At 72.7% G+C, this 12,117-nt stretch carries 13 protein-coding genes and 1 pseudogene; 7 read left to right on the forward strand and 7 right to left on the reverse strand.

Going from position 1 to position 12,117, the window contains the following annotated elements:
* Positions 1–103 precede the first annotated feature (103 nt).
* Positions 104–1,387 carry a phosphoribosylamine--glycine ligase gene (gene purD, locus DJ73_RS16410; protein ID WP_094524723.1) on the forward strand — a complete coding sequence of 428 codons (1,284 nt, stop codon included), beginning with the start codon at positions 104–106 and terminating at the stop codon, positions 1,385–1,387.
* Between the two features lie 49 nt (positions 1,388–1,436).
* On the forward strand, positions 1,437–2,051 hold the full coding sequence (locus tag DJ73_RS16415; protein WP_094524724.1) for an acyltransferase: 615 nt from the start codon (positions 1,437–1,439) through the stop codon (positions 2,049–2,051).
* Between the two features lie 3 nt (positions 2,052–2,054).
* Here the strand turns inward: DJ73_RS16415 and DJ73_RS16420 are convergent, their stop codons facing one another.
* A complete protein-coding gene (locus DJ73_RS16420) occupies positions 2,055–2,417 on the reverse strand; it encodes a DUF5798 family protein (RefSeq protein WP_094524725.1) in 363 nt (120 codons plus the stop codon).
* A 107-nt stretch (positions 2,418–2,524) separates the two neighbouring features.
* Between DJ73_RS16420 and surE the strand changes: the two genes are divergently transcribed.
* On the forward strand, positions 2,525–3,376 hold the full coding sequence (gene surE / locus DJ73_RS16425) for a 5'/3'-nucleotidase SurE (RefSeq protein WP_094524726.1): 852 nt from the start codon (positions 2,525–2,527) through the stop codon (positions 3,374–3,376).
* Between the two features lie 27 nt (positions 3,377–3,403).
* Here the strand turns inward: surE and DJ73_RS16430 are convergent, their stop codons facing one another.
* Positions 3,404–4,108, reverse strand: coding sequence for a nucleotide exchange factor GrpE (locus DJ73_RS16430; RefSeq protein ID WP_094526157.1), 705 nt, complete (start codon positions 4,106–4,108; stop codon positions 3,404–3,406).
* Between the two features lie 157 nt (positions 4,109–4,265).
* On the opposite strand from DJ73_RS16430, the gene DJ73_RS16435 reads away from it, so the two are divergent.
* Together DJ73_RS16435 and menD are read left to right on the forward strand one after the other, a co-directional pair.
* On the forward strand, positions 4,266–5,231 hold the full coding sequence (locus DJ73_RS16435; RefSeq protein ID WP_094558499.1) for a DUF1028 domain-containing protein: 966 nt from the start codon (positions 4,266–4,268) through the stop codon (positions 5,229–5,231).
* 58 nt (positions 5,232–5,289) lie between these two features.
* Positions 5,290–7,170, forward strand: a complete 1,881-nt coding sequence (menD, locus tag DJ73_RS16440; RefSeq protein WP_094558500.1) for a 2-succinyl-5-enolpyruvyl-6-hydroxy-3-cyclohexene-1-carboxylic-acid synthase — start codon at positions 5,290–5,292, stop codon at positions 7,168–7,170.
* Positions 7,171–7,187: 17 nt separating this feature from the next.
* Here the strand turns inward: menD and DJ73_RS16445 are convergent, their stop codons facing one another.
* Together DJ73_RS16445 and DJ73_RS16450 are read right to left on the reverse strand one after the other, a co-directional pair.
* Positions 7,188–7,559, reverse strand: a complete 372-nt coding sequence (locus DJ73_RS16445) for a BsuPI-related putative proteinase inhibitor (RefSeq protein WP_094524730.1) — start codon at positions 7,557–7,559, stop codon at positions 7,188–7,190.
* 79 nt (positions 7,560–7,638) lie between these two features.
* On the reverse strand, positions 7,639–8,070 hold the full coding sequence (locus DJ73_RS16450; protein WP_176451154.1) for a cyclic nucleotide-binding/CBS domain-containing protein: 432 nt from the start codon (positions 8,068–8,070) through the stop codon (positions 7,639–7,641).
* A gap of 121 nt (positions 8,071–8,191) precedes the next feature.
* On the opposite strand from DJ73_RS16450, the gene DJ73_RS16455 reads away from it, so the two are divergent.
* Both DJ73_RS16455 and DJ73_RS16460 read left to right on the forward strand, forming a co-directional pair.
* Positions 8,192–8,944 (forward strand): DUF2797 domain-containing protein, encoded by a 753-nt coding sequence (locus DJ73_RS16455; protein ID WP_094524732.1) that lies wholly within the window; start codon positions 8,192–8,194, stop codon positions 8,942–8,944.
* Positions 8,941–9,633 (forward strand): trimeric intracellular cation channel family protein, encoded by a 693-nt coding sequence (locus DJ73_RS16460; protein WP_170938317.1) that lies wholly within the window; start codon positions 8,941–8,943, stop codon positions 9,631–9,633. The genes DJ73_RS16455 and DJ73_RS16460 overlap by 4 nt, the downstream gene beginning before the upstream one ends.
* A 45-nt stretch (positions 9,634–9,678) precedes the next feature.
* On the opposite strand, the gene DJ73_RS16465 is transcribed toward DJ73_RS16460, so the two are convergent.
* The 3 genes and pseudogenes from DJ73_RS16465 to DJ73_RS16475 all read right to left on the reverse strand — a co-directional run.
* Positions 9,679–10,632, reverse strand: a complete 954-nt coding sequence (locus DJ73_RS16465) for a hypothetical protein (protein WP_141212985.1) — start codon at positions 10,630–10,632, stop codon at positions 9,679–9,681.
* Positions 10,633–10,716: 84 nt separating this feature from the next.
* A complete protein-coding gene (locus tag DJ73_RS16470) occupies positions 10,717–11,799 on the reverse strand; it encodes an ABC transporter permease (RefSeq protein ID WP_094558503.1) in 1,083 nt (360 codons plus the stop codon).
* A pseudogene (locus tag DJ73_RS16475) lies at positions 11,792–12,117 on the reverse strand (PrsW family intramembrane metalloprotease); the annotation flags it as partial. The pseudogene DJ73_RS16475 and the gene DJ73_RS16470, both read right to left, overlap by 8 nt.

Below are 12,117 nucleotides of genomic sequence, written 5' to 3' on the forward strand. Positions count from 1 at the left end.
AGGGGCGGGTTCGGGCGTCGCTCCCGCAAACGATCCACGTATATGGCTATCTCGGTGCGAGTGGAAAGTAAAGCTTACACTACCATGTACGTATCCGTCGGGCATGACCGAGACCGTACTCCTCGTCGGCGGCGGCGGACGCGAGCACGCGATCGCCCGCGCGGTCGCCGACGACTGCGCGCTGTACGCCTGCGCGAGCAACCGGAACCCGGGCATCCGACGGCTTGCCGAGGGGTTCGAGTCGATCGACGAGACCGACGCCGAGGCCGTCGCCGACTACGCGACCGACGTCGGCGCCGACCTCGCCGTGATCGGTCCCGAGTCGGCGCTCGCGGCGGGGGTCGCCGACGCGCTCGACGACGCCGGCGTGTACGCGTTCGGCCCGCGGGCCGCGGAGGCGCGCCTGGAGACGGACAAGGCGTACCAGCGCGAGTTCATGGAGGAGGCGTCGATCCCCGGTTGTCCCGACTACGCGGTGTTCGACGACACGGAGGCCGCCTGCGACTACATCGACGCGGCCGACGGCGACCTCGCCGTGAAGCCGGCCGGGCTCACGGGCGGGAAGGGCGTGAAGGTGATCGGCGATCAGGTGACCGCCGAGGAGGCGAAGGCGTACCTCCGGGATTCCGGCTACGACCGCGTCGTGTTGGAGGAGCGCCTGGTCGGCGAGGAGTTCACGGTCCAGGCGTTCGTCGCGAACGGCGACGTCCGGACGACGCCCGCGGTGCAGGACCACAAGCGCGCCTACGAGGGCGACGAGGGCCCGAACACGGGCGGGATGGGCTCGTACTCGGACACGGGCCGCTCGCTCCCGTTCATGGACGACGGCGACTACGAGGCCGCCGTCGACGTGCTGGAGGCGGTCGTCGACGCGCTCCCCGACTACAAGGGCGTCCTCTACGGCCAGTTCATGCTCACCGACGCGGGGCCGAAGGTCGTCGAGTTCAACGCGCGCTTCGGCGACCCGGAGGCGATGAACGCGCTTCCGGTGCTGGAGACCCCGTTCGTCGACGTGCTGACGGCCGCGCGCGACGGCAGCGCGCTCCCCGAACTCGACTTCTCGGGCGAGGCGACGGTCTGTAAGTACGCCGTGCCGGACGGCTACCCGGTCGATCCCGACGCGGGCGCGAAGATCGCGGTCGACGAGGAGAGCGTCGGCGACGCGCTGCTCTACTACGCCAGCGTCGACGAGCGCGACGACGGGCTGTACACGACCACCTCGCGCTCGTTCGCGGTCGTGGGCCGCGGCGACTCGATCGCCGCCGCCGAGCGACAGGCGGAAGACGGGCTCTCGGCCGCCGGCGACGGGCTCCGGATCCGCCACGACGTCGGGACGAGCGATCTCGTCGAGCGGCGGATCGAACACATGAACGAGCTGCGGGAGTAGCGCGCCCCCGTCAGCGACCCTTTTACCGGAGCCGCCCGAACGGGCCCTCGTGACTCACGAGGACGGTGGCGCGGCGGCCGAACCGACGAACGCCGCGGGCGCGACCGCGGCCGACCATGCGGCGGACGACTCCCGGACCGAGCGACTCGACCGCCACGCGACGCCCGGCCCGCGGAACTCGCTGTGGTCGTGGCCGGACGCGAAGTCGCCGCTCGTCGTCGTCCGGAACTACGTCGTGATCGTGCTCGCGCGGGTCTGCCCGAGCCTGCGGCTGAAGAACTGGCTGCTGCGGCGGATCGGCGTCGCGGTCGGGACCGGCGTCGCGTGGGGATTGGAGTCGACGCCCGACGTGTTCTGGCCGGAGCGGATCACCGTCGGCGACGACGCGATCGTCGGCTACGACGCGACCCTGCTGTGCCACGAGTTCCTCAGCGACGAGTACCGACTCGGCGACGTCGTCGTCGAGGAGGGCGCGATGATCGGGGCGGGCGCTGTCGTCCTCCCGGGCGTCACGGTCGGCGAGGGGGCGCAGGTCGCCGCGAACTCGCTCGTCGCCGCCGACGTCCCGCCGGAAACGACGGTCGCGGGCGTGCCGGCCGAGGTGGTGTCGCGGGCCGCCGACGGAGAGAAATCTGCCGACCAGACGGCGGAACCGGCCGAATAGGGGTTACGCCGCGTCCTCGCTCGCCCCGTCGGTCGCGTCCCCCGGCTCGCCGCCGTCGCTCTCGGCCGATCCGGCGCCCCCGGTCGCGCTCCCGGGCGAGCTCTCCGCGGCGGCGCGCTCCGCCTCGGTGATGTGCGCCTCGGTGCTGACGCTCTCCAAGTCGACGCCGACCTCGCGCGCGACGGCGTCGAGGACGGCCCGCTGTTCGGCCATCTCGTTCTCCAGCCGCTGGACGCGCTCGGAGGTGTCGACCACGGTCGTCTGGGTCTCCTCGACCTCGTTGCGGAGCTCGTTGATCTTCTGGTACGTGCGCTCGGCCTTGTCGGCGAGCGTCTGGATCTTCTTGGCCGTGTCCCCGAATCCCATGTCGCACGATGGGGCCCCGGGATACGTGGGCTTTTCCGTTCGGCGCGGCGGCGCCGACAGCCCGCCGCCGACGGTGGGCTTTTGTCCGAACCGCCCGATGTACTGGTATGAGCGTCGAGCGGATCCTACTGACGAACGACGACGGCGTCGACGCCGTCGGCTTCCGCGCGCTGTACGACGCGCTCGCGGCCGATTACGACGTGGTCGCGGTCGCGCCGACCGGCGACCGCTCTTCGATCGGGCGCGCCATCTCCGCCGACGTCGAGGTCCGCGAGCACGAGCTGGGGTACGCTGTGGACGGGACGCCCGTGGACTGCGTCGTCGCCGGCCTCGACGAGCTCGTCCCGGACGCCGACCTCGTGGTCGCCGGGTGCAACGAGGGCGCCAACCTCGGCGCGTACACGCTCGGACGGTCCGGGACCGTCTCGGCGGCCGTCGAGGGCGCCTTCTTCGGCGTCCCCGGAATCGCGACGTCGATGTACGTGCCGGGCGGCGACGACTGGTGGAAGCGGGACCTGCCGCCGGCGTCGTTCGCGCACGCCGTGCGCGCCACGCGGTTCCTCGTCAACGAGGCCCCGGCGGCGGGCGCCTTCGAGCGGGCCGACTACCTCAACGTCAACGCGCCGATGGCGGCGTCGGCCGAGGCCGACGGCGGCTCGGAGCCGGTCGCGGCCGACCCCGGCGGCTCGGACCGCGCCGTCGACCCCGCGCCGATGCGCGTCACCACGCCGTCCGAGTGGTACGGGATGGAGGCGACCTCCGACGGCAACGGCGGCGTCGCCATCTCCGATCCGATCTGGGGGCGGATGACGCCCGAGGACGTGCCCGACCCGATCGGCACCGATCGGCGGGCGGTCGTCGACGGCGAGGTGTCGGTCTCGCCGCTGTCGGTGCCCCACGCCGCCGAGCCGGACGCGGGGCTCGACGAGATCGCGGGCCGGTACGGAAGCGAGGAGTGAAAACGGGACGGGGGCCCGGGCCGTCGACTACGACCCGTCGGCGCTGACGGTGACCTTCGCCTCGCTGACGACGCGGTCGCCCATCTCGTAGCCGGGCTCGTACACCTCGTGGACGGTGCCCTCGGGCTGGTCGCTCTCGACGCGGAGCATCACCTGGTGGCGGGACGGGTCGACCTCGTCGCCCGGGTCGGGCGCGATTGGCTCGACGCCCTCCTCGGCGAGCACCTCGTCGAACTTCTCCAGCGTCGACTCGACGCCGGGGCGGAGATCGCTCCCCGCCTCCTGGTCGAGCGCGCGGAGGAGGTCGTTGCGGACCGGGGTGATCCGCTCGACGAGCTTCTCGGACGCGCGCTCGCGGATCTCGTCCTGCTTGCGCTTCGCGCGCTGTTTGTAGTTGCTGAAGTCCGCCTTCACGCGGGCGAGCTTGCTCGTCAGCTCCTCGACCTCCTCCTCGGTCTCGAGGAGGTCCGCGCGCGTCTCCGCGAGCTCCGCCTCCAGCTCGGCGACCTCCCGCGCGAGCGCCTCGTCGTGCTCGGCGACGGCGGCGGCCAGCGCCTCGCGGTCCGCGTCGGCCTCGGCGTCGGTCACGTCGCTCTCCGCGTCGGTCCCGCCCGCCGGCTCGCCGCTCGCTTCCCCGGCGGTCGCCTCCGCCGTTCCGTTCGCGCTCGCCGCGTCGGCCGCGGCGTCGTCGGAGGACTCGACCTCGACGTCGACGGCGTCGTCGTCGCTCATACCCGATCGAAGTCGGTCGGCGTGCATAAGCGTTGCAGAACGCGACCGCGAGCGGCGGCGCGGGGCGCGGCGTCGGCGACGCCGACGTCGACGAGGGGCGGACCGCCCGGACGACCCGACCGAACTTATGAGGGCGGCCGCCGATCCGTGTAACCGCATGCCACCTCGTCCCTCGACGTTCTCGATCGCCGCCCGCGACCCGGAGACCGACGCCGTCGGCGTCGCGGTCCAGTCGAAGTTCGTCAGCGTCGGCGCCGTCGTCCCGTTCGTCAGCGCGGACGCCGGCGCGGTCGCCACGCAGAGCTTCGCGAACGTCGCCTACGGCCCCGACGGCCTCGACCGCCTCCGGGAGGGCCGCGACGCCGAGGCGGTCGTCGACGCGCTCACGAGCGCGGACGACGAGGCGCCCTCCCGACAGGTCGGCGTCGTCGGCCTCGACGGCGAGCCGGCCGCGTTCACCGGCGACGAGTGCCACGACTACGCCGGCGACCTGCAGGGCGACGGCTACACCGTGCAGGGCAACATCCTGGAGAACGCCGAGACGCTGACCGCGATGGCGGACGCGTTCGAGGAGACGGACGGCGGCCTCCCCGAGCGGCTCATCGCCGCGCTCCACGCCGGCAACGAGGCTGGCGGCGACAAGCGCGGCGAGCAGTCGGCGGTGCTGTACGTCGCCAAGCCCGAGGGCGGGTACGACGGCCGGAACGACCGCTGGATCGACGTGCGCGTCGACGACCACGACGGCCCGATCGACGAGCTCGAGCGGGTGTTCAAGCTGTACGACGTCACCCTGCTGGAGCGCGAGGCGCCCGACGAGACCCGGGAGCTGACGGGCGAGGCGGCCGCGGCCGTCGCGGCGACGCTCGCCGACCTCGGGTTCCTCGACGAGAGCGATGCGCCCGAGGGCGACGCGGCCGGGAGCGAGGCGGCCGAGGGCGACGCCTTCGGCGAGCCCCACCGCGAGGCGCTGGAGACGTTCCGCGGGATGAACAACTTCGAGAACCACCCCGTGCCGGTGCTGGAGGATGCCATCGCCCGCGGCTGGGACGACGCCGAGGGCGAGGGTGAGGACCGCCTCGTCGACGCGGTGTGGCACGGGCTCTCGCGGCTGGACCGGGTATAACGAATCCGGCCAGGCCGACCCGCGGGAGTATTTAAATATCGACCACCAAGCGGTGGCAATGACCGCGCCGAACCGGAACGCGCTGTGGGCGGGGGCGCTCGTGGACGAGCTCGTCGCCGCGGGCGTCGACGCCGTCGTCGTCTCCCCGGGCAGCCGATCGACGCCGCTGACGATGGCCGCCGCGGACCGCGACGACCTCCGCGTCTTCTCGCAGCTGGACGAGCGCTCCGCCGCCTACTTCGCGCTGGGCCGCGCCCGGCGGACGGGGAGCGTCACGCCGCTGATCTGCACCTCCGGCACCGCCGCCGCCAACTACCACCCGGCCGTGATGGAGGCGAGCCAGGCCCGCGTCCCTCTGCTCGCGCTCACGGCCGACCGCCCGCCGGAACTGCGCGACTCGGGCGCGAACCAGACCGCCGACCAGGAGAAGCTGTACGGCGACGCCGTCCGTTTTTATAAGGACCTCCCCGAGCCGGCGCCGAACGACCGCGCGCTCCGATCGCTGCGGACCACCGTGGGCCGAGCCGTCGCGACCGCCGAGGGGGCCGACCCCGGCCCGGTTCACCTCAACGTCCCGTTCAAGAAGCCGCTGGAGCCGACGCGGGTGCCGGGCGACGTGCCCGCCGACCTCGACCCGGTCTCCGCGGCCGGTCGCGACGGCCCCTACGTCGACGTGACGCCGGGATCGCCCGAGCCGGGCGACGACGAGCTCCGCGCGCTCGCGAACGAACTCTCGGTGGTCGACCGCGGGCTGATCGTCGCCGGCCCCGCGGACCCGCCCGGCCTCGACGCGGAGTCGGTGACGGCGCTGTCGCACGCGACCGGGTTCCCGGTGCTCGCCGACCCGCTCTCGAACGTCCGGTACGGCGGTCACACCCGCGTCGCGCCCGTGATCGGGGCGTACGACGCGTACCTCTCTGCGTCGGTCGCCGGGGACGACGCCGGGGGGTCCGACCCGGCGACCGAGTGGGACGACCCCGAGGTCGTCCTCCGCCTCGGCGCGTCGCCCACCTCGAAGAACCTCCGCGAGTACCTCGCCGGGACCGGCGCCGACCAGTATCAGGTCGACCCCGCGGGGCGCTGGCGGGAGGCGGAGTTCGCCGCGACCGACCTCGTCGTCGCCGAGCCGAGCCGGCTCTGCGCCCGCCTCTCGCGGCTCGCCGGCGGTGGCGGCGGCGACCCGGACTGGCGAGCGCAGTGGGAGGAGGCCGACCGCGTCGCTCGGGAGATACACGACCGAGAGCGAGCCGCGACCGGGAGCGAGGGCGGCGACGCTCTCTCGGCCGACGGCGACCCGGCCGGCTTCCACGAGGGCGACGCGCTCCGCGCCGTGGCCGACGCGCTCCCCGACCCGGCGACGCTGTTCGTCTCAAACTCGATGCCCGTCCGCGACCTCGACCGGTTCGTCGGGCCGACGACGGCGAGCGTCACCGCGCTCGGCAACCGTGGGGTCAGCGGGATCGACGGGATCGTCTCCAGCGCGCTCGGGGCGGGCTCGGCGACGACGGACGACCTCACCCTCGTCGTGGGCGACCTGGCGCTGTACCACGACGCCAACGGCCTGCTCGCGCTCGACCGGTGCGACGTCGACGCGACGGTCGTGCTGATCAACAACGACGGCGGCGGGATCTTCCACGCCCTGCCGATCGAGTCGTTCGAGCCGCCGTTCACGGAGTCGTTCAAGACCCCGCACGGCATCGAGTTCGAGCCGATGGCCGACCTCCACGGGCTGGCGTACGCGCGGGTCGACGCGCGGCCCGAGGCGGTCGGGGACCCCGCCGAGACCGCCGCGGAGCTCGTGTCGGCGTGCGAGCGGGCCCGCGACGCCGACGGCTCGCACCTGATCGAGGTCCGGACCGACGCCGAGTCGAGCCACCGGACGCGCGAGCTGCTCGCGGCGGCGGTCGAGGAGGCGGTCCACGGCGCCGGCTCGGACTGAGGTGCGCCCGCCGGACGTCACCCGACCGTGACCGTCGCGGTCGCCTCCGCGTCGTGCTCCTCTGCGGTCAGCGTCCCGACGACGAGGTAGACGCCCGGTCGCGGGCTCCGCCACGTCCCCTCGTACGTCGCCGACCCGCCCGGCGCCAGCGTCTCGGTGCCGAGCGCCTGCGTGAACGCCCGGCCCTCGCCGTGTCGCCAGACCGGCCCGGCGGTGCTCCGACGGGGGTCGCCCGCCGCGTCGGCGGCGGCGGACTCGAAGGCCGCGAAGTCGGCGCGCTGGCCGGTCCGAAACCGGAGCGTGACCGGGTCCTCGCCCTCGTTCGTCACGGTGAGCGCGAGGTCGACCCCCTCGTCGCCCTCGTCCGTCGCGAGCGCGGCGTCGATCATGCGGGGCGATCGCACGCGACACGGAATAAAGACCGCGGCCGGTCCGCGACCGGCGCGAGGTTCGGCCGTCTCTGGTCGCTCACTCCGTCTCCTCCGGGTGGAACTCGTGGATCGGGACGTACCTCGCCACGTCGGTCGTGGTGACGATCCCGACGAGCCCGTCGGTCTGCGGCTCGGCGACGGGAAGCTTCTTGACGTTGCGGTCGGCCATCGTCCCGGCCGCCTCCCCGATCGAGTCGGACGGGCGCACCGTGATCACGGGGGAGCTCATACACTCCTCGACGGTCGTCGCCGTGGGATCACGCCCCTCGGCCGCGAGGCGGACGAAGTCGGACTCCGTGAGGATGCCGTCCGGCGGCAGCGACTCGGCGCCCGCCAGAATCGAGCCGATGTCCGACTCGATCAGTCGTTCGGCCGCCGTCGCCGCCGAGGCCTCGGGGTCGATCGTCTCGACCGGTTCGGTCATGACGTTCGCGACGAAGACGTCCGCGAGCGGGTCGTCAGAGTCCATCATCAAAGATCGTCTAGGAGGCTCGAAGAGTGTTGACTCTTGCGCCGGTGCCTCCCGGGTCGCGTCCGTCTCGGGCTCCGCCGACGACGCGCATAAGTCGCGGCTCCCCGTACGGGGGCGCGTGCAAGTCGTGGGTTACGAGTCGGGCGAGGGGCTCTACGTCGCCAGCGGCGGCGCGGTCGAGTTCGTCGAGGCGACCGCCGGGACGGAGCTCGCCTACGGGCTCGGCGACCGCCGCTGCGCGGGGACCGTCCACGACGGCGAGCACGTCGCCTGCGACGCCTCCGATGCCCCCTACTGCGACGCCCACGGGAGCGTCTGGGTGTGCGCGCGGTGCACGGGCACGTGTCTGAAAGACGAGATGGACTGTCACGAGGAGCACGCGCTCTACCTCGCCGCGTTCGCCCCCGACGTGCTGAAGGTCGGGGTGACGCGGCTGTGGCGGCTGGAGACGCGGCTCCGCGAGCAGGGCGCGGACCGGGCCGCGCACGTCAGAACCCTGCCCGACGGGCGTGTCGCCCGACAGGTGGAGGCCGAGTTGGCCGACCGCGACGACCTCGTCGACCGGGTTCGGGTGCCGACGAAGCTCGCGGGGTTCGGCCGCGCGGTCGACGAGTCGGCGTGGGCGGCGCTCCTCGAACGCTTCGACCCGATCGAGCGCTTCGCGTTCGACTACGGGCTCGACCTCGACGAACGCCCCGTCGCGGAGACGATGGCGGCCGGGACCGTGCGCGGCTGGAAGGGGCGGGTGTTGGTGCTCGACCGCGGCGGGTCCACGTACGCGGTCGACGCCCGCGAGCTGGTCGGCCGCGAGCTCACCGACGAGGCGGCGGGCCGAGAGCTGCAGTCGAGCCTGGGGGCCTTCGGGGAGTGACGGGCGGGCTCGCGTCGACCCTGTTCGGCGACCCGTTCGCCGTCATGAACACGGTCGGCCTGGTCGCGTTCGCCCTCGTGGGCTCGACGAAGGCGATCCGGGAGGAGTTCGATCTGTTCGGCGTCGCGATCGTCGGACTGGCGATGGCGTTCGCCGGCGGGGTGACGCGCGACCTGCTCGTGAACCGGGTCCCGCTCGCCCTCCAGTCGCCGGTCGAGATCGCGCTCGGACTCGTCGGCGTCGGGTTGGCGATCGCCCTCAGCGTCGTCCTCGAATCGCCGGACACGCACCCGATCACGCTCGCGGCCGACGCCGTCGGCCTCGCCGCCTTCGCCACGGCCGGCGCGATCGTCGCGACGGACGCCGGCGTGTCCGCCTTCGGCGTCGTCGCAGTCGCGACGATCAACGCGGCCGGCGGCGGCGCGTTCGCGGACGTCCTCCTCGACCGCGCGCCCTTCATCCTCTTCGACGACTTCTACGCCAGCTGCGCGGTGCTGGGCGGGAGCGCGTACTGGGCTGTCGGCGCGCTCGGCGGCCTCGGTGCGCCGGGCGGCCTCGGCGGACTCGCCGCCGGCGCGTGCGCCGCGGTGACCGTCGGGACCCGACTGGTCGCGGTCGCGTACGGTTGGCAGCTACCGACCGCCGGGTGGGTCCAGCGCCTCGCCGACCGCGTTACCGGCGAGCGGTGATTCGGACCGGCGAGCGCCGAGTCGACCCGGGAGCCGATGTCCGTCTCAGTAGACCCCGGTCTCCAGCAGTATCTGCAGCGGGAGGTACAGCAACGCGTGCTCACGCCCGAAGGCTCCCGGTTCGGGGACGCAGTCGACTCGTCGTCGGGCCGATCTCTCGAGGAGGTACGACCAGCCGAAATTAACCCGGAAGTAGTCCCGGACCAGCGACTCGGGGAGGCTCTCGGCGAGCGTCTCGTATATCGAGATGCCGGTCCGCCGCGCCGCGTCACACTCCGGCTCCGGGTAGAACGCGTGCGCGAAGAAGGCGTAGCTCTGCGGGCGCTCGAAGAACCCCGGCAGTATCTCGGTGACGGACGACGAGGAGGGAGCCCCTCCGTGTACCCGCTCCTCGTCCACGATATCCGCGAGCGGAGCGATCGACCTCGCTTCCGGCGATTCGGCCGCCGGCGACCGCTTCGCCCCCGCGTAGTAGTCGACACAGCACTCCGGATAGCCGTGGAGCGAGCCCAGATACCGGTCGAACGCTCCCGGCGACTCGTCCAGCACGGCCCGGATGTTTCGATCCAGGATCTCGTCGGGCGCGGGCGCCTCGTCGGCGAAGAAGTACACTCTGGCCCCGTACTGGACCTCGCCCGGCGTCCGGAGCCACTCCGGAACGACGAAACAGGTCTCCGGGTACCGATCCCTGAGATACCGGACCTCCGGGAGCCCGCGGAGTAGGTCGCGGAGACGGGTCGACGCCTCTTGGAGGTTCCCCTCGGTACGAGAGCCGATGTCGACGTGGAGGTCCCCCCAGATCCGCCGGGACTCTTGACAGGTGTCGACCCGGTCGTCGGTGACGTCGGGGCGGTCAATCGCCTCCAGCATCCGCTGTTGGCCGTGTAAGTACCCCTCCGTCAGCTGGACGCTGGCACCGGGGCGCTCTCCCTCGAGCACCGCTAGCGCGTCGAGCGCGACGAATCCGGGGAACGCGTCGACCGCTGACGGCGAAGACATGTGATCACCGCGTTCCACGACGACCGCGCGGGACCTAAAAACTATTATTTTTCTAACTTTTCGGGATCGCGGTGCGCCGGTCCCTCAGTCCCCGAAGCCGTTCGCCGCGACCAGCCGTCTGACCCCGGCGTACGCGACCGCGGCGATGCCGACGTAGGCGACGACGAGGGCGGTCGTCCTCGCGTCGGCGCTGTCGATCGCGAGCCGCGCGACCGCGTTCGCCGGCCCTCCGGCCATCGCCGTGGCGCCGCCGAACAGAACGAGCACGCCGATAGAGTAGAGGAACTGCGCGGCCCGGCGGTCGGGCGCGAGCGCCGAGATGGCGACCGCCAGCGCGACGACGAGCGTCGTCAGCGCGGTCATCAGCGCGAGGATCGACGGGACGTTGGCGACTGGCGTGCCGTTCGCGCGGAGAAGCAGCAGCCACAACAGCGCCTGTCCGGGGGCGATCGCGACCGCCGCGAGCGCCTTCCCGTCGATGATCTCCCCCAGCGTGACCGGGGCGACCCGGAGCAGTTCGAGGGTGCCCTCGTCGATCTCCTCGGTGATCGAGTCCACTACGAGCGACCCCGAGATGAAGACGGGGAGGAACACCAACACCGGGATCAACACGGTGTAGGTGAACGTGAAGTACGGGCTGGAGCCGGTCCGCTCGGGCAGCGGGAGCGGCGACTCGGTCAGGTACGCGGTCCGGTCGGCGCGCTCGTTCAGTTCGTACGTCCGGAGCAGTTCGCGGAGTTGGACGACGATCACGGTCGTCTCGACGGTCGCGTCCGGCGCCGTGACGCGCGCGACGATCCGCCCCTCGTCGTTCCGATCGGCGACCACCACCGCGTCGGCGGCGTTGCGCTCGAACGCGAGCCGCGCGGCGCCCGCGTCCTCGTAGCGCGTGACGGACGCCCCGTCGACCTCGCTCGCGGCTCGCTCGAGATCGCTCACCGCGTCGCCCGCGCCGGCCACCTCCACCTCCGCGCCGCCGAGCGCGCCGGGGTCGTACATCGAGACGAGCCCGACCACGAGGAACGACGAGAACGCGGCGATGAACAGCTGTATCGCGACCGCCAGCAGGATCGTCTTCTCCGCGCGCAGGCCCGCAAGCTCGCGACCGGCGATGGTCAGTCGGCTGCTTCGTCCGGCGGTCCCCCCGCGGCGCTCCGCGTCACCCATGAACGCTCACCACCCCGAAGTTGTACGCGGCGTGGAGCAGCGTCGCCAGCGCCAGCGTGAGCGCGTACGCCGTCCGGTCCCGGCTCGCGCCCACCGCGGCGACGGTCGTGGCGAACCCGTGGAGCAGGAGGGGGGCGAACAGCAGCGCCGCGGCGGCGACGGGGGAGAGCCCGTCGACGCCGGCGACGCTCCCGAACGCCGCTCGACCGACGTACAGCTCGGTGAGGCCGACCGCCTGCACGACCGCCGTGGCCTTCTCGGCGAGGAAGAAGCCGACCGCGGAGGCGAGCCCGACCGCGACGGCGACCCGGTCGGTCC

The organism is Halorubrum sp. Ea1 (assembly GCF_002252965.1).
Classification (GTDB): domain Archaea; phylum Halobacteriota; class Halobacteria; order Halobacteriales; family Haloferacaceae; genus Halorubrum.